The sequence below is a fragment of the Aquicoccus sp. SU-CL01552 genome, from assembly GCF_040365005.1.
Taxonomy (GTDB): Bacteria; Pseudomonadota; Alphaproteobacteria; order Rhodobacterales; family Rhodobacteraceae; genus Antarcticimicrobium.
Genome location: NZ_BAABWV010000001.1, coordinates 102,533 through 116,572 on the forward strand (window position 1 = coordinate 102,533; position 14,040 = coordinate 116,572).

Annotated in this window: 15 protein-coding genes; 9 read left to right on the plus strand and 6 right to left on the minus strand. The window is 67.3% G+C overall.

Annotation, left to right across the window (positions count from 1 at the left end):
- The first annotated feature begins 68 nt into the window (after window positions 1–68).
- Complete coding sequence (locus tag ABWV23_RS00530; protein WP_353343821.1) at window positions 69–1,517, plus strand: UbiA family prenyltransferase; 1,449 nt, start codon at window positions 69–71, stop codon at window positions 1,515–1,517.
- A 6-nt stretch (window positions 1,518–1,523) separates the two neighbouring features.
- On the opposite strand, the gene ABWV23_RS00535 is transcribed toward ABWV23_RS00530, so the two are convergent.
- Window positions 1,524–1,931: a GtrA family protein gene (locus ABWV23_RS00535; RefSeq protein ID WP_353343823.1), complete on the minus strand. Its 408-nt coding sequence runs from the start codon at window positions 1,929–1,931 to the stop codon at window positions 1,524–1,526.
- Window positions 1,932–1,998: 67 nt separating this feature from the next.
- Here ABWV23_RS00535 and ABWV23_RS00540 point away from each other — a divergent pair, with 67 nt between their 5' ends.
- From ABWV23_RS00540 to ABWV23_RS00550, 3 genes are read left to right on the plus strand one after another with little or no spacing between them, the layout of a single operon-like run.
- On the plus strand, window positions 1,999–2,778 hold the full coding sequence (locus ABWV23_RS00540) for an aminotransferase class III-fold pyridoxal phosphate-dependent enzyme (protein WP_353343825.1): 780 nt from the start codon (window positions 1,999–2,001) through the stop codon (window positions 2,776–2,778).
- Entirely contained in the window at window positions 2,775–3,719 is a 945-nt protein-coding gene (locus ABWV23_RS00545; protein ID WP_353343827.1) for a 3-oxoacid CoA-transferase, read from the plus strand. Before ABWV23_RS00540 ends, ABWV23_RS00545 begins: the two co-directional genes overlap by 4 nt.
- A 10-nt stretch (window positions 3,720–3,729) precedes the next feature.
- Entirely contained in the window at window positions 3,730–5,025 is a 1,296-nt protein-coding gene (locus ABWV23_RS00550) for an ArgE/DapE family deacylase (protein ID WP_353343829.1), read from the plus strand.
- A 99-nt stretch (window positions 5,026–5,124) separates the two neighbouring features.
- Here the strand turns inward: ABWV23_RS00550 and ABWV23_RS00555 are convergent, their stop codons facing one another.
- Genes ABWV23_RS00555 through ctaA form a run of 3 tightly spaced genes read right to left on the minus strand, consistent with a single transcriptional unit; the run spans window position 5,125 to window position 8,279 of the window.
- On the minus strand, window positions 5,125–5,652 hold the full coding sequence (locus ABWV23_RS00555; protein WP_353343831.1) for a DUF2478 domain-containing protein: 528 nt from the start codon (window positions 5,650–5,652) through the stop codon (window positions 5,125–5,127).
- Complete coding sequence (locus ABWV23_RS00560; protein ID WP_353343833.1) at window positions 5,649–7,124, minus strand: carboxypeptidase M32; 1,476 nt, start codon at window positions 7,122–7,124, stop codon at window positions 5,649–5,651. Before ABWV23_RS00560 ends, ABWV23_RS00555 begins: the two co-directional genes overlap by 4 nt.
- A 3-nt stretch (window positions 7,125–7,127) precedes the next feature.
- Window positions 7,128–8,279, minus strand: coding sequence for a heme A synthase (gene ctaA / locus ABWV23_RS00565; protein ID WP_353343835.1), 1,152 nt, complete (start codon window positions 8,277–8,279; stop codon window positions 7,128–7,130).
- Between the two features lie 184 nt (window positions 8,280–8,463).
- Between ctaA and ABWV23_RS00570 the strand changes: the two genes are divergently transcribed.
- The 3 genes from ABWV23_RS00570 to ABWV23_RS00580 all read left to right on the plus strand — a co-directional run bounded on the left by ABWV23_RS00570 (window position 8,464) and on the right by ABWV23_RS00580 (window position 10,542).
- Window positions 8,464–9,006 carry an SH3 domain-containing protein gene (locus ABWV23_RS00570; protein ID WP_353343837.1) on the plus strand — a complete coding sequence of 181 codons (543 nt, stop codon included), beginning with the start codon at window positions 8,464–8,466 and terminating at the stop codon, window positions 9,004–9,006.
- Window positions 9,007–9,122: 116 nt separating this feature from the next.
- Window positions 9,123–9,752 (plus strand): SH3 domain-containing protein, encoded by a 630-nt coding sequence (locus ABWV23_RS00575; protein WP_353343839.1) that lies wholly within the window; start codon window positions 9,123–9,125, stop codon window positions 9,750–9,752.
- A 130-nt stretch (window positions 9,753–9,882) separates the two neighbouring features.
- The gene (locus ABWV23_RS00580) at window positions 9,883–10,542 is read left to right on the plus strand and encodes an SH3 domain-containing protein (protein ID WP_353343841.1); all 660 of its coding nucleotides are present in this window, start codon (window positions 9,883–9,885) and stop codon (window positions 10,540–10,542) included.
- A gap of 12 nt (window positions 10,543–10,554) precedes the next feature.
- Here ABWV23_RS00580 and ABWV23_RS00585 read toward each other — a convergent pair whose 3' ends face one another.
- Window positions 10,555–11,301, minus strand: a complete 747-nt coding sequence (locus ABWV23_RS00585; protein ID WP_353343843.1) for an RNA methyltransferase — start codon at window positions 11,299–11,301, stop codon at window positions 10,555–10,557.
- A 157-nt stretch (window positions 11,302–11,458) separates the two neighbouring features.
- On the opposite strand from ABWV23_RS00585, the gene ABWV23_RS00590 reads away from it, so the two are divergent.
- Window positions 11,459–12,079 (plus strand): thiamine phosphate synthase, encoded by a 621-nt coding sequence (locus ABWV23_RS00590; RefSeq protein ID WP_353343845.1) that lies wholly within the window; start codon window positions 11,459–11,461, stop codon window positions 12,077–12,079.
- Window positions 12,080–12,083: 4 nt separating this feature from the next.
- Here ABWV23_RS00590 and ABWV23_RS00595 read toward each other — a convergent pair whose 3' ends face one another.
- Entirely contained in the window at window positions 12,084–13,229 is a 1,146-nt protein-coding gene (locus ABWV23_RS00595; RefSeq protein ID WP_502901576.1) for a HupE/UreJ family protein, read from the minus strand.
- Between the two features lies 1 nt (window position 13,230).
- Between ABWV23_RS00595 and ABWV23_RS00600 the strand changes: the two genes are divergently transcribed.
- Entirely contained in the window at window positions 13,231–14,028 is a 798-nt protein-coding gene (locus ABWV23_RS00600; RefSeq protein ID WP_353343847.1) for a DUF4198 domain-containing protein, read from the plus strand.
- The last annotated feature ends 12 nt before the right edge of the window (window positions 14,029–14,040 follow it).

Below are 14,040 nucleotides of genomic sequence, written 5' to 3' on the forward strand. Positions count from 1 at the left end.
TGAACCTCGATGAAACCGCGATAGACAGGGTCCGAGACCGTGACACAGCCGGATGCCCAAGAAAAATCATGCCCGCCGCAGAAATGACGATGCCGCAGACCGAACCTCAGACTGACATGACACCGCTGGTGTTGGACGTGGACGGCACGTTGCTGCGCACCGACATGCTGCATGAGAACTTCTGGGCGGCGATGGGCCACGACAGCCGGGCGGCGCTGGCGACACTGGCCCGGGACTGGCAGGCGCCGAACCGGCTCAAGGCCGATCTCCACCGGATCGCGGCGCCCAACGTTGCGCTGCTGCCGCTGCGCCCCGAGGTGGTGGCGCTCGCCGATGCGGCCCGGCGCGCGGGGCGACCGGTGTACCTGGCCTCCGGCTCCGATCAGGGGCTGGTCGAAGCGGTGGCGCGGCGGCTCGACCTGCCGGGCGACCATTTCGGCTCGGACGACAGCCGCAATCTCACCGGCGCAACCAAGGCGCAGGTGCTGGTCGAACGGTTCGGGGACGGCGGTTTCGATTATGCCGGCAATTCCGAGGCCGACCTGCCCGCATGGGGCGCGGCCCGCCGGGTTATCGCCATCGCGCCCGGTTCCGGGCTGCGCCGACGGCTGGACGCGCTGGAAAAACCGGTGCAGATCATCGGTGCGCGACCCGGGTTCGGCGCCCTCTGGCGCGAATTGCGGCCGCACCAATGGGTCAAGAACCTGCTGCTGTTCCTGCCACTGCTGGTGGCGCATGAGTTCGGCGCGGCGACGGTCGCGGCCACGCTTCTTGCGGTGGCGGCCTTCTGTGCCGGGGCTTCGGCAATCTATATCCTCAACGACCTTCTGGATCTCGAAGCCGACCGGCTGCATCCGGAAAAGCGCGCACGTCCGATCGCCTCGGGCGCGCTGTCGATCCGCGATGCGATGGTGGCCAGTGGCGTACTGGTGCTGCTGGCGCTGGCGCTGGCCTGGGCCGCCGGACCACCGGTGGCGGGGCTGACCCTGCTCTACATGGCGCTGAGCCTGACCTATTCGCTCTGGCTCAAGAAACGCCGCTGGCTCGACCTGGCCAGTCTTGCGACGATGTTCCTGATGCGGGTCTTGACCGGGGCTGCGGCGGCGCAGATCGCGGTGCCGGGACTGGTGCTCGGCTTTGTCTTTGCGGTGTTCTTCACCCTGGCCTGTGTCAAGCGGATGACGGCGCTGGCCCGTGCGGTCAACGGCGGGCATCTCCCCGGGCGGGGCTATACCCGGGCAGATCTCCGGGGGCTGGAACGGGTCGCGGCGGCGGGAATCGCGGCCAGCGCGGCGCTGTTCCTGGCCTATGCCTTCAGCGGCCATTCTGCGGCACTGTACGACTCGCAGGTGGTGCTGGCCGTTGCGGTGCTGCCGCTGGCGGCCTGGCTGACCCGCGTCGTCCGGTTGAGCGAACAGGGGCGCGAGAATTACGATCCCGTCCGCTTCGTCACCCATGACCGCACCGGGCTGCTGATCGCGGCGCTGGGCGCGGGTTTGGTGCTGCTGGCGGTGTGACGCGGCCTAGTCACCGCGAAAAACGAAGCGTTTGTCGAGCCGGTACTTGATCACATAGCCCGCGGCCAGCCCCAGGACCGCGCCGACCTCGCGCATCTGGCGGGTTTCCCAGATGGCCCAGAACAGGCTCTCGGCGCCCCAGAACAACGCCGTGGTTCCCACCCCCGTCAGGGTATAGAGCGAAAACCGCCGCGCCTGCGTGCCAAGCGCGCGCGTCCGGTCGAAAAAGATCCAGCGCTTGTCGAGCAGATACTTGACCACCAGCCCCGTGCCGGTGCCGCAGATCAGGGCAAGGATCAGGCTTGTCGCCCCCCCGGGCAGGACGGCGAACACCGCCCGCTGCGCCCCGAGGTTGCACAGCGTCGCGATCCCCGCGAACCCCGCGTAGCGTATGATCAGCCCTGCCGTCGTCACCTGCCCTGCCCCGTTGCTGCCCCCTTATGGCACGCCCATCCGGGTGAGGCCATTCCGTCACTGGTCGGTGCGCGCCTTGAGGTCGATCTCGTCGATCATCTGGTTGCACAGACGGAGCAACGCCGCCTCGGGCGGCGCCTCGACCGGGGCGCTGGTGGCGCCCGACAGCTATTACGCGCGCATCCGCGAGATCTGCGACGAATTCGGCATCGTCTTGATCTATGACGAGGTGATGACCGGCGCCGGGCGCACCGGCAAGTTCATCGCCGCTGAGCATTGGGGCATCACGCCGGACATCATCGCGCCCTCCAAGGGGTTCGCGGCAGGTTACGCGCTGCTGGGGGCGATGGTGGCGCGGTTCAACATGGTCGAGCCGGTGCTCGATGCGGGCGGTTTCCTGCATGGCTATACCTATACTGGAAACCCGCTGGCCTGCGCGGCGGGCTGTGCCGTGCTGGACGAGATCGCGCAAAATGACCTCGTCTCCAATGCCGCCGCGATGGGCGACCTGCTCAAGGCTCGCCTGACCGGGCTGATGGACCGGTTCCCCTTCATCGGGGACGTGCGGGGGCTGGGGCTGTTGCTGGCCTTTGAACTGGTCAGCGACCGCGAGACCATGGTGCCGCTGCCAAAGGAACTCAACGCCTATACCCGGCTGGTCGACCTGGCCTATGAGCGTGGGCTGATCATCTACTCGCGCCGCACAAGGGGCGGGATCGAGGGCGACCATTTCCTCGTCTCGCCGCCGCTGATCGTGAGCGAGGCGCAGATCGGCGAGATCATGGAGAAACTCACCGACAGCCTCGAGGCGATGGCCCGCGAAATGTCCCTGCCGGTGAGCGCATGACCGCCCTGCCCGACAAGTCTGTCGCGATGGAGGATGCCGTCGCCGCGATCCCGGACGGGGCCACGGTGATGCTGGGCGGCTTCGGCGTACCCGGCACCCCCTTTGCCCTGATCCGCGAGCTGGTGCGGCAGGGCAAGCGCGACCTGACCGTGATCAAGAACGACGCCAACGAACAAGGCCTCGGGGTCGATCACCTGCTGGCCGCCGGGCTGGTGCGCAAGCTGATCACCACCCATACCGGGCTGAACCCGCGCGCGGTGGCGATGCTGAACGCCGGCGATCTGGAGGTCGAGTTCTGCGCCCAGGGCATCCTGGCCGAGCGGGTGCGCGCCGGCGGTGCGGGCCTCGGCGGGGTTCTGACCGACATCGGCATCGAGACGGAATTGGCCAAGGGAAAGCAGGTGGTCGAGGTCGATGGCCGAACCGCCCTGCTGGAGCGTGCCCTGCGCGCCGACGTGGCGCTGATCCACGCCGACCGCAACCTGATCGACGCCGACGGCGCCTATATCTCGCCGGTGCCGGGCAGCGCCTATTTCGACAGTGCCGCCTCTTTCGCGCTGGTGCGATCCGGGCGGCTGGACCTGACCATGTTGGGGGCCTTCGAAGTGCCGCAAAGCGGCGGTCTGGCCAACTGGAAGATCCCCGGAAAATTCTCTCCCGGTGCCGGCGGCGCCATCGAACTGGCGCAAAAGGCCCGGCGCGTGGTGGTTCTGCCCCCCCACACCGACCGCAAAGGCGCGCCGAAACTGTTGGCCACATGCAGCCTGCCGCTGACCGCGCGGGGTTGCGTTGCGCGTGTTTTTACCGACATGGCGGTGATCGATGTGATAGACACCGGTTTTGCCCTGCGCGAGATTGCCGAGGGGTTGGAGCCCGAGCTGGTGATCGCCGCAACCGGCGCGCCTCTGACCCTGCCCACCGGCACCCTGCCCCGTTTCTGAAGGACGAATGATGAACACCAACATGCAAACCCGCCTCCTTGCCGCCGTCGACGATCGCTTTGACGACCAGATCGCGTTCCTGTCCGAGTTGACCGCGCATCCTTCGACCCGGGGCAATGAGCAAGGCGCACAGGATTTCATGGCGCGCGAACTGGCCGGGCGCGGGATGGAGGTTGACCGTTGGCAGATCGACGTCGCCGATATCCGCGACCTGCCCGGGTTCTCGCCGGTGATTGGCGATTACGAGGACGCGGTGAACGTGGTGGGCGCGCATCGCTCGGCCACGCGACAGGGTCGCTCGCTGATCCTGAACGGCCATATCGACGTGGTGCCCGAAGGCCCGCTGGAGATGTGGGACAGCCCGCCCTTTGCCCCGCGCGTTGCGGATGGATGGATGTACGGGCGCGGCGCCGGCGACATGAAGGCGGGGCTGGCCTCGAACCTGTTCGCGCTGGACGCGCTGCGTGCCTGCGGATTTGCGCCCGCCGCCGATGTCTTTTTCCAATCGGTGGTCGAGGAGGAATGCACCGGCAACGGCGCGCTGGCCTGCCTGCAACGGGGCTATCGCGCCGAGGCGGCGCTGATCCCCGAACCCTTTGCCGAACAGCTGGTCACCGCGCAGCTTGGCGTGATCTGGTTCCAGGTACATCTGAAGGGGCTGCCGACCCATGTGGCCTATGCCGGATCGGGCTCCAACGCGATCGAGGCGGCGGTGCCGCTGATCTCCGCCCTGCACGAGATGGAGGCGCGCTGGAATGCGCCCGCCTGCCGCCATGCCGATTACGCCCATCACGACCACGCGCTGAACCTGAACATCGGCAAGATCGAGGGCGGCGACTGGGCCAGTTCGGTGCCCGCCTGGTGCGTGTTCGACGTGCGCATGGGGATCTTTCCCGGCCAGGACATCGCGACCGCCAAATCCGAGATCCAGGAGGTGCTGCTTCAGGCCGCGCGCGACAACGATTTTCTGCGCAACAACACGCCCGAGATCGTCTATCACGGCTTTCACGCCGAGGGCTACGCGCTATCGCAGGACACGAGCGCGGCAGCGGTCGGTGCCATCGGCGCGTTGGAGGGGGCGCATCGCCGGGTCAGCGGGACCGAGTTGGACAAGGCGGCGATCACCGCCACCACCGACGCGCGGTTCTTCGGGCTCTATGCCGACACCCCGGCGCTGGTTTACGGGCCGAGGGCCGAGGCGATCCACGGTTTCAACGAGCGCGTCGATCTCGACAGCATGCGCCGCGTGACGCAGGCCACGGCGCTGTTCATCGCCGACTGGTGCGGGCTGGAACCGGCGGGCTGAGGGGCGGAATCCCGCCTGCAGTTCTGTTCCCGGCGGCCTTCAGGGAACATCTCCCACAGAGTATCCGTTTAAATAGATGCCTCGGTGATATAACGGACGTCAGTCTTGCCCGATCCGAGTGCGGCACCAGGCCACCAGCGCCGCAGGGTCCGTAGGCAGGGGGTCTGCCAGGGTTTCAGCAAACGCCAGGAACCGCTCCAGGTCCCCCTCGGCCACTGCCAGAAGCACCGGGACCCCCGCCATCAACGCGGTTCCGATCAGCGAGCGAAAGCCACGGCCCTCGCCCTCCTGCTTGCCGAACTTGTTGACGATCACGATCTGCGGTCCGGCCTCCAGCGCGCGCCCGACCATCGCCACCGCCCGTTCCAACCCGTCGGGGTCCAACCGGCACCCCTGCGACAGGGCGCCCAGATCCTGCGAAATGCGCACAGGAGCATCGCCGGGCAGAACCCGCAACTCCATGTGGCACCGGCCCTGCGCGTCGGCGGAGCCCTGCGACTGGATCGCACCGGCCACCGCCACCCCCGCCGCGTCGAGCCGCGCGGCCACCTCGCGCAAAATCGGGCCGGCGTCGCCCTGTCCCGACACGACGACATAGCCCAGCATCGCCGGCTCTGCCCCGGTCACAGCCGGTAAAGCGCCGAGAACTTGGCCTCGAGGTAGCCCATCAATGGCTCTGCAGTCGGGGTCATGCCGCTGGCCCGTTCGATCACCTCGGCCGGACGATACAGCCCACCGTGACGCTGCACGTTGTCGCGCAGCCACGTGGTCGCGCCAGCGGTCTCGCCCCGCGCCAATTGGTCGTCGAGCTCCGGCACCGCCGCCCGCAACGCCTGGTACAGGCAGCCGGCATAGACGTTGCCCAGCGAATATGTCGGGAAATAGCCGAACAGCCCGACCGACCAATGAACGTCCTGCAGGCACCCGTCCGAGGGCTTGTCGACCGCATATCCGAAATCGGCCGCGAACCGATCGTTCCAGGCCGCCTCGAGGTCGCCGACCTGCAAGTCGCCGCTCATCAACGCCCGCTCGAGGTCAAACCGCAGCATGATATGCAGGTTGTACTGCACCTCGTCGGCCTCGGTGCGGATATGGCCATCGTGCACCCGGTTGACGCAGCGATAGAATGTCTCGGGATCATCGATGCCGAAATCCCCGAAGGCATCGCGCATCTGGCCGAACAGCCAGCCGGTAAAGGCCCGCGACCGGCCCAGCTGGTTTTCATAGATACGGCTCTGGCTTTCATGCACGCCCATCGACACGCCGCCGCCCAGCGGCGTCAGCAGATAGGCATCGTCGATGTTCTGCTCGTAACAGGCATGCCCGACCTCGTGGATGGTCGAAAAAAAACAGTTGAACGGGTCCAGCTCGTTGGTGCGCGTGGTGATCCGCACGTCCTGGCCGGAGCCGGAACTGAACGGGTGCACCGCCTTGTCGATCCGCCCCCGCGTCATGTCATAGCCAAAGGTCGCCGCCAGTTTCTCGGCCAGGTCCATCTGCGCCGCGGACCCGAAATGCCCGGTCAGCGGTTTGGGGGCCTCGGCCGCCAGAACCGCGGCGCGCAGTGCCACAAGACGCGGCCGCATGGTGGCGAACATCGCCGCCAGGTCGGCGGCGGTCATTTCGGGCTCATAGTCGTCGATCATCGCGTCATAGACATCGCCGCCCCCGGCCAGCGCCTGCCCTTCCTCGCGCTTGAGCGTCACCACCTCTTCCAGCACCGGAAGGAAGGCGGCGACATCCTCGTCGGCGCGCGCCTGTGCCCATTGGCCCTGTGCCTTGCTGGTCACCTTGGCGATCCGGGCCGCCAGGTCGGCGGGCACCTTCATCGTGCGGGCATAGCTCTTGCGGATATGGCGCATCTGCGCCTGTCCCACCGGGTCAAGCGCACCGTCGTCGATCTGGTCCAGCCAGTCGCCGACGCGCGGGTCGATCCGGCGCGCGTGCAGCACGCCCTCCATCGCCGCCATCTCGCCGCTGCGCTGATCGGCGGCTCCGCGGGGCATCGTCGTCTCCTGGTCCCAGCCCAGCCGCCCGGCGACCTGTGCCAGCGCCTCGGTGTCGCGTTGGAACCGCATCAGTTCTTCATAGGCTGTCATGTCTTACCCCTCTCGGATCGACGTGGTGACGGGATAGCGTGCCAGGAACCGCGCCCGCAGGATCAGCACCCAGACCAGCACCGCGACAAGCTGGTGGGTGATCGCCGCATGCACCGGCGCCGCATAAAGCACCGTGACGATGCCCAGTCCCACCTGCACCAGCAGCGCGGCGAAGGCGGCGTTGAAGGCGAACCGCGTCGCCGCATGGGCCGAACGCCGCCCGCGCAGCCAGACCACGACACCGAAGATCAGCAACAGGTATCCGCTGACCCGATGGACGAACTGCACTAGCCCCGGATTCTCGAAGAAGTTGCGCCACACGGGTTCGATCATCAGCGGATCGGGCGGGATCACCTGCCCGCCCATCAGCGGCCAGTCGGTATAGGAGCGGCCCGCGTCGATCCCCGCCACCAGCGCGCCCAGCAGGATCTGGAGAAAGGCGAAATGCATCAAGCCGGTGGCCAGCCGGAACGGTTTGTCCTCGCGCCCGCGCCGCGCCTGCATCAGGTCGCGCTCCTCGCGGCCCAGTTGGAACACGTCCCAGGCGATCACGCCGAGAATGACAAAGGCCAGCCCCAGGTGCGTCGCCAGCCGGTAAGAGGCAACCGAGGTCATCCCCTCGCCCTGGGTCACGCCCGAAGAGACCATCCACCAGCCGATGGCCCCCTGCAGCCCGCCAAGCGCGCCGGGGATCACCAGCTTGCCGGTCCAGCCCGGCGGAATCCGCCGCGCCATCAGGAACCCGAAAAAGCCGATCGCCCAGACCAGCCCGATCAGCCGGCCCAATTGCCTGTGGCTCCATTCCCACCAGTAGATCGCCTTGAAATCCGACAGTTCCATCCACCGGTTCTGGATCTGCCACTGGTCGATCTGCTTGTACTTGTCGAACTCGGCCTGCCAGTCGACCTCACTCACCGGTGGTATCGCGCCGGTGACCGGGCGCCATTCGGTGATGCTCAGCCCGCTGTCGGTCAGCCGGGTCAGACCGCCCACCGCGATCATCGCCACCACCAGCACGAACAGCACGATCAGCCAGGCGCGGATGCCCCTGCGCGCGCCGCGCCGGCCGCGGTCGATCGCCCCCGGCTGGGCACTGCGGCCCGCCTGCGCCGTCTCGTCGCCGACCTCTTCGAAGATGGACCGTTTCGTCGCCATTGCCTCGCCCCACGCGTTCCGTCTGTTTGCACTCGCCCTCATGTAGACCGCACGGCGGGACAGGACAATCCATCGCTGCGGACCGGCCCCGGCGAAAAACTTTGGAAAAGCCGAAAAAACCGCGACGGAACCCGCCCGCCCCCGCGTTCTACAAGGTGATGACCGCAGATCGAAAGGATCCGACATGCTGCGCCCCCTTCTCGCCCCGATGACCCTTGCGCTGGGATTGGCCATTGGCCTGTCCTTCGGGCCTTCCGGCTCCGCACAGGCCGAAACCCTGCGCTTCGTCAAACCGGGCGTGACCTTGAACGCGCGCTCCGGCCCCGGCACGCAATATGGCGCCAAGACAAAGCTGGCGCCGGGCAGCAAGGTCACGGTGCTTAAAAATCAGGGCGATTGGTCGCAGGTGCGCACGCCCGAGGGGCTGCTGCTGTGGGTGTTCGGCAGCTACCTGATCGACCAGGCCACGCAACCGACCGCCCCCACCCCCCAGGGCGGCCCGAAAAAGGCGCCTCAAACCGCGCCGCAGCACGCACCGCAACCAAAGGCACAGCCACAGCCCCAGAAACCGCCGCAACAACACACCACCCAACCGCAGCTGAAAAAGGCCGGCGGGGCTCAGCAGCCCCCCAAACAGGTGACCAAGCAGGCCCCCGGCAAGACGCAGAAACATGACCAGCCGCAACAGCGGAAAGACCCGAACCACAAGGAGACCCCCGGCAATTGATCCGGGGGAAATGACGTTCTCTCCCGGTTCCGGTCGAGAGATCTCGGCGGAGCCCGGCCAATTCTGACCCCCCGGCCGGGTTCCGTTCTGTCTTTACCACCTCAAGGAAGACCCAGATGTATCGCAGCTTGTTTCGCCCCTTGCTGATCGCCTCGGCACTGTCGCTTGTCGCCGCCACTGCGCAGGCCGATGATGTCCTCTATGTCCAAAAGGACACCTATCTGAACGCGCGCAACGGTCCGGGCAAGCAATACGCGGCGGATCACGTTCTTCAGCCAGGAACCCGGGTCTCGGTGCTCCAGCGACAGGGCGACTGGACGCAGGTCCGCACCCCCGACGGGACGCAGGCCTGGGTCTTCGGATCCTACCTCGGGGATCAGGCGCCACAGTCGGATCCGCAAGCCGAAGCCTCGGCAAACACCAAGGCGCAAGATCCAGGCCAACGGCAGGACCAGCGCCCGGAGCAGGGACAGTTCAACGATCAGGGGTCCGACCAGGCAAACGATCAACGTCCCGGTCAGCGATCCGATCAACGCGCGGACGCACGCGGGCCGGGGAAATCGCGCCAAGGTCCGCAAGGGCAGTCAGGCCAACGCCCGCAGCGGGACCGTTCGCAACAGCACCAGTTCCCGGTGCAAGACCGGCCTCGGCAAGTGGTGTCGCAACAATGGGCACAGCAGAGCAGCGAGCCGCAGTGGACCGCATCGCAAAGCCAGCCAATCACGTCTCAAAAGGCGGACCAGTAACGCCCGCGGCAGCAAGACCCCGGCACGCCCGGACGGCGAAAAGCGGCCCATGCGACACCAAGCGCCTTTGCGCATCGCCGGGGCCGGATTTATCAATGAAAGGGTAAAAAGTACGCAAGAGGCCCCGGTCATGAGAAAAGCCCTTTTCGCCGTTGTCGTTCTGGTGGCCGGGCTGATGGTCACGACCGGCACCGCACGCGCCGATGCCTATCTCTACGTCCGCGACGGCATCCACCTGAATGCCCGGATCGGGCCGGGAACCCGCTATCGCATCCATGACGTGCTGGCGCCGGGAACCCGGGTCGAGATCGTGACGCGGGTCGGCAACTGGGCCAATGTGCGCACGCCCGAGGGGCTGATGCTGTGGGTCTATTTCACCTACCTGAGCCCGCAGCCGCCGCACCCGATCCTGCGCCCGGCGCCACCGATATTCCTCGCGCCGCCGCCGCGACCTCGGGTGGTCACGCCAACGCCGCCGCGCTGGTACACGCCCCGCTCCCGGGTGCGACCGCAGCCCTATGTTCAGCCGCACTCACGAGTGAAGCCGGATCGCCCGGTGAAGCCGAAAGTGCAGAAACCGGCGAAACCAAAGGTGCAACGGCCGGCAAAGCCCAAGGTGCAGCAGCGCCCGGTGAAGCCAAAGGTCCAGCGCCCCGCAAAACCAAAGGTTCAACGATCGACAAAACCGAAGGTGCAGCGCCCGACGCAACCCAAGCGGCAGCCGTCCCAGCGGAAGCAGCGGCGAAATGACCCCGATGAGGCGCGGCGCGGCATCTACAAGGGGCGTTGAGCCACCGGCAGCTCAGTCGCCGCGTTCCTTCCAGCGCACCATCTGGCGCATCACCCCGTGCAGCATCTGCACGTCGGCGCGGGTCAGCCGCATCCGGCTCCACAGGTTGCGCAGGTTGATCTTCATGCTCTCCGCCTTCTCCGGCGGGAAGAAGAACCCGGCCTGTGCCAGCCGGTCCTCGTAGTGCCCGGCCAGCTTCTCCATCTCGATGCCGCTGGCCCAGTCGGCACGCGCCATCTCGACGGTCTCATGGGTGATCTCGCTGACCTGTCGGCGCCATTCATAGCCGGTCAGCAACACGCATTGCCCCAGGTTGAGCGAGGCGAACTCCGGGTTTACCGGCACCGAGATGATCGCGTTCGCCCGCGCCACGTCTTCGTTTTCCAGCCCCGCGCGCTCCGGCCCGAACATCACCGCCACCTTTTCGCCGGCGGCGATCTTCTCGGCGGCCAGCGCCATCGCGCGCTCGGGGCTGAACACCGGCTTGGTCAGCCCGCGCTGCCGCGCCGTGGTGGCAAAGACAAAGGAACAATCGCCCACCGCGCCGGCCACGTCGTCGAACAGCCCGGCCTCGTCCAGCAACCGCCCGGCGCCGCTCGACATCGCCACGGCCTTGGGGTTGGGCCAGCCGTCGCGCGGCGCGACAAGGCGCATCCGGTCCAGCCCGAAGTTCCACATCGCGCGCGCCGCGGCGCCGATATTCTCACCCATCTGCGGGCGGACAAGCACGAAGGCGGGCTGCGGGGTGTCGCTGGGCATGAAGGCTCCTTGTCAAACTCGGCCCCGCTGTAATGCGGCCCGCCGCGCGGGGCAAGCACGCGGGCCAAGCACCCCATCGTGCAAAACCGTTTTCAAGCCCGCGCCAATCGGCTACACCGCCCGGAAAACCGCGCGAAACCAACCAAGGACCGCCGCCATGGACGCCCCCGAGCAGCCGCAGCTTTACCTGATCACGCCCCCCACCTTTGACCTCGAAGCGTTTCCCGACCAACTGGCACGCGTGCTGGACGCGGTCGAGATCGCCTGCATCCGCCTGACCCTGGCCAGCCATGACGAGGACGAGGTCGCCCGCGCCGCCGATGCCCTGCGCGAGGTGTCGCACGCCCGCGACGTGGCGCTGGTGATTACCGATCACGTGCTCCTGGCGCAGCGGCTGGGGCTGGACGGCGTGCACCTCTCCGACGCCGCCCGCTCGGTCCGCGCCGCGCGCAAGACTCTGGGCGCCGATGCCATCGTCGGAAGCTTTTGCGGCACCTCGCGCCATGACGGCATGACCGCGGGCGAGGCCGGCGCCGATTACGTCAGCTTCGGCCCGGTCGGCGCCACGGCGCTCGGCGACGGGACGATGGCCGAGCCCGAGCTGTTCGAATGGTGGTCGCAGATGATCGAACTGCCGGTGGTGGCCGAGGACGGATTGACGCCGGAAATCGTCGCGACCCTGACCCCGATCACCGATTTCTTCGGCATCGGCGATGAGATCTGGGGCGCCGACGACCCGCTCGCCGCGCTGCAGGGGCTGACCGCCGCGATGGGCTGAGCGGTCAGAGGAACACCCGCTCCACGAACCAGTAGCTGCCGATCAACGCGATCACCACCGAGGCCGGCACCGCGAGCCGCGCCCGGTACCAGGTCTTGTTGGCGAACCAGAGACCGACAGCGAGAAAGGCCAGCGCGATCACCGTCAACTGGCCGATCTCGACCCCGACGTTGAAGCCGAGCAGCGCCGGAACGAACTGCCCCTCGGGCAGGCCGAACTCGCCCAGGACGCTGGCAAAACCCAGCCCGTGCAGCAGCCCGAAGCCGAAGATCACCAGCGGGCGCCAGCGGCTGAGCCTTTCGCTGAGGATATCCTCGACCGCGACATAGACGATCGAGGCCGCGATCAGCGGCTCGACGATGCTGGCAGGAAGGCTGACCCAACCCAGCGCCCCCAACGCGAGGGTCACCGTATGCGCCAGCGTAAAGGCGCTGACCTGCCACAGCAGCGGCCGCCAGTGGGTCGAGAGAAAGAACAGCCCCAGCACGAACAGGATGTGATCCAGCCCCTTGGGCAGGATGTGGTCAAAGCCCACCGGAACGTATTCGGCAAAGGCCTGCCAGCCGGTCTGGTCCGATCCGCCCTTCAGCGCGATCGGCGGGGTCTGGATGCCGCCGGCGATATAGCCGGTAAAGGGATCCTCCACCCCCTGCTGGCGCAACACCAGGTCGCCCGCCCCGAACGGCCAGGCCAGGGTGAGACTGTGGCTCCCCTCCGGCAGTCGCCCCCTCAGCACAAGGTGCGAGGCGCGCGGCAATCCCGGATCGCCGACCTCTGGAACGCTGACATCCGCCACCTCCAGCGCAACCGGCCCGCCCGCCGTCACCCGGATCTGCCCGACCCAGGTTTCGGCAAAATCGCGTAGGCGCGGTGCGAACACCTCTGGCGGCTGCGCGCGCAGGCTGTCATAGAGCCCCGACCTTGCGGTGGCGTTCGTATCGGTCAACCCGTCCAGGTTGATTTCCGCAACAAAAGCCTCGGCATTCAGCCGAAGATCGAGGGTCAGGATCCCGTCGCGCACCGCCATGTCGGCGATGGTCGGGGTGACTTCATGCGCGCGCGCCATCGCGGTGCCGAACAGGATGCAGAGACTTGACAGCAGCGCCGCGGCGATCAGGTTCAAGCGGTAAGATCGGAAAGGATTGTACATTTTGCCCCGCGTTTTCCCCGTTTTTCTGGCCGCGCTCTGGCTATTCGCGCGCCCTGCCCTTTCCCATGAGTTTTGGATCGCGCCGCAGAACTATCAAGTGGAAATCGGCGCGCCGCTTTTGGCGGACCTGCGCACCGGACAGAATTTCAATGGCGCGGCCTACCCGTTCTTCGCCGCGCAAACCGCCCGGTTCGAACTGATCCGCGACGGCCGGGCCGAGGTTTACACCGGCCGCATGGGCGATCTGCCCGCGCTCTCCACCGCCGCCGGAGCTGACGGGCTGGTGGTGATCCTGCACCAGACCACGCCCTCGACCGTCGCCTACGCGACATGGGAGGACTTCGCCGCCTTTGCCGCGCACAAGGATTTCCCGAACATCCGCGCCCGCCATATCGGCCGGGGCCTGCCCGAGGCCGGGTTCCGCGAGGTCTATACCCGCTATGCCAAGGCGCTGGTCGGGGTCGGTGCGGCGCGCGGGGCGGATTCGCCCACCGGCCTGGAGACCGAGTTCGTGGCGCTGGCCAACCCCTATACCGACGACCTGACGGATGGTTTTGCGGTGCAACTGCTGTACCGGGGGGCACCGAGAGCGCAGGCGCAGATCGAAGTTTTCGACCGTGCCCCCGGGGGCGCCGTGACGGTGACCCGCCTGCGCACCGACGCTGCGGGCAAGGCGATGATCCCGGTCACGCCGGGGCATGAGTACCTGCTTGACGCGGTGGTCCTGCGTCCCGCGCCCGGGGATGCGGCAGCGGCCTGGGAAACCCTCTGGGCGGCCATGACATTTTCCGCCCCCTGACCACCGGCGGCG

What these genes read in the sequence shown, in the direction of transcription:
- ABWV23_RS00530 (WP_353343821.1), top strand. Translation starts at nt 69, where the DNA reads ATGCCCGCCGCAGAAATGACGATGCCGCAGACCGAACCTCAGACTGAC.
- ABWV23_RS00545 (WP_353343827.1), top strand. Translation starts at nt 2,775, where the DNA reads ATGACCGCCCTGCCCGACAAGTCTGTCGCGATGGAGGATGCCGTCGCC.
- ABWV23_RS00550 (WP_353343829.1), top strand. Translation starts at nt 3,730, where the DNA reads ATGAACACCAACATGCAAACCCGCCTCCTTGCCGCCGTCGACGATCGC.
- ABWV23_RS00560 (WP_353343833.1), bottom strand. Translation starts at nt 7,124, where the DNA reads ATGACAGCCTATGAAGAACTGATGCGGTTCCAACGCGACACCGAGGCG.
- ctaA (WP_353343835.1), bottom strand. Translation starts at nt 8,279, where the DNA reads ATGGCGACGAAACGGTCCATCTTCGAAGAGGTCGGCGACGAGACGGCG.
- ABWV23_RS00570 (WP_353343837.1), top strand. Translation starts at nt 8,464, where the DNA reads ATGCTGCGCCCCCTTCTCGCCCCGATGACCCTTGCGCTGGGATTGGCC.
- ABWV23_RS00575 (WP_353343839.1), top strand. Translation starts at nt 9,123, where the DNA reads ATGTATCGCAGCTTGTTTCGCCCCTTGCTGATCGCCTCGGCACTGTCG.
- ABWV23_RS00580 (WP_353343841.1), top strand. Translation starts at nt 9,883, where the DNA reads ATGAGAAAAGCCCTTTTCGCCGTTGTCGTTCTGGTGGCCGGGCTGATG.
- ABWV23_RS00585 (WP_353343843.1), bottom strand. Translation starts at nt 11,301, where the DNA reads ATGCCCAGCGACACCCCGCAGCCCGCCTTCGTGCTTGTCCGCCCGCAG.
- ABWV23_RS00590 (WP_353343845.1), top strand. Translation starts at nt 11,459, where the DNA reads ATGGACGCCCCCGAGCAGCCGCAGCTTTACCTGATCACGCCCCCCACC.
- ABWV23_RS00595 (WP_502901576.1), bottom strand. Translation starts at nt 13,229, where the DNA reads ATGTACAATCCTTTCCGATCTTACCGCTTGAACCTGATCGCCGCGGCG.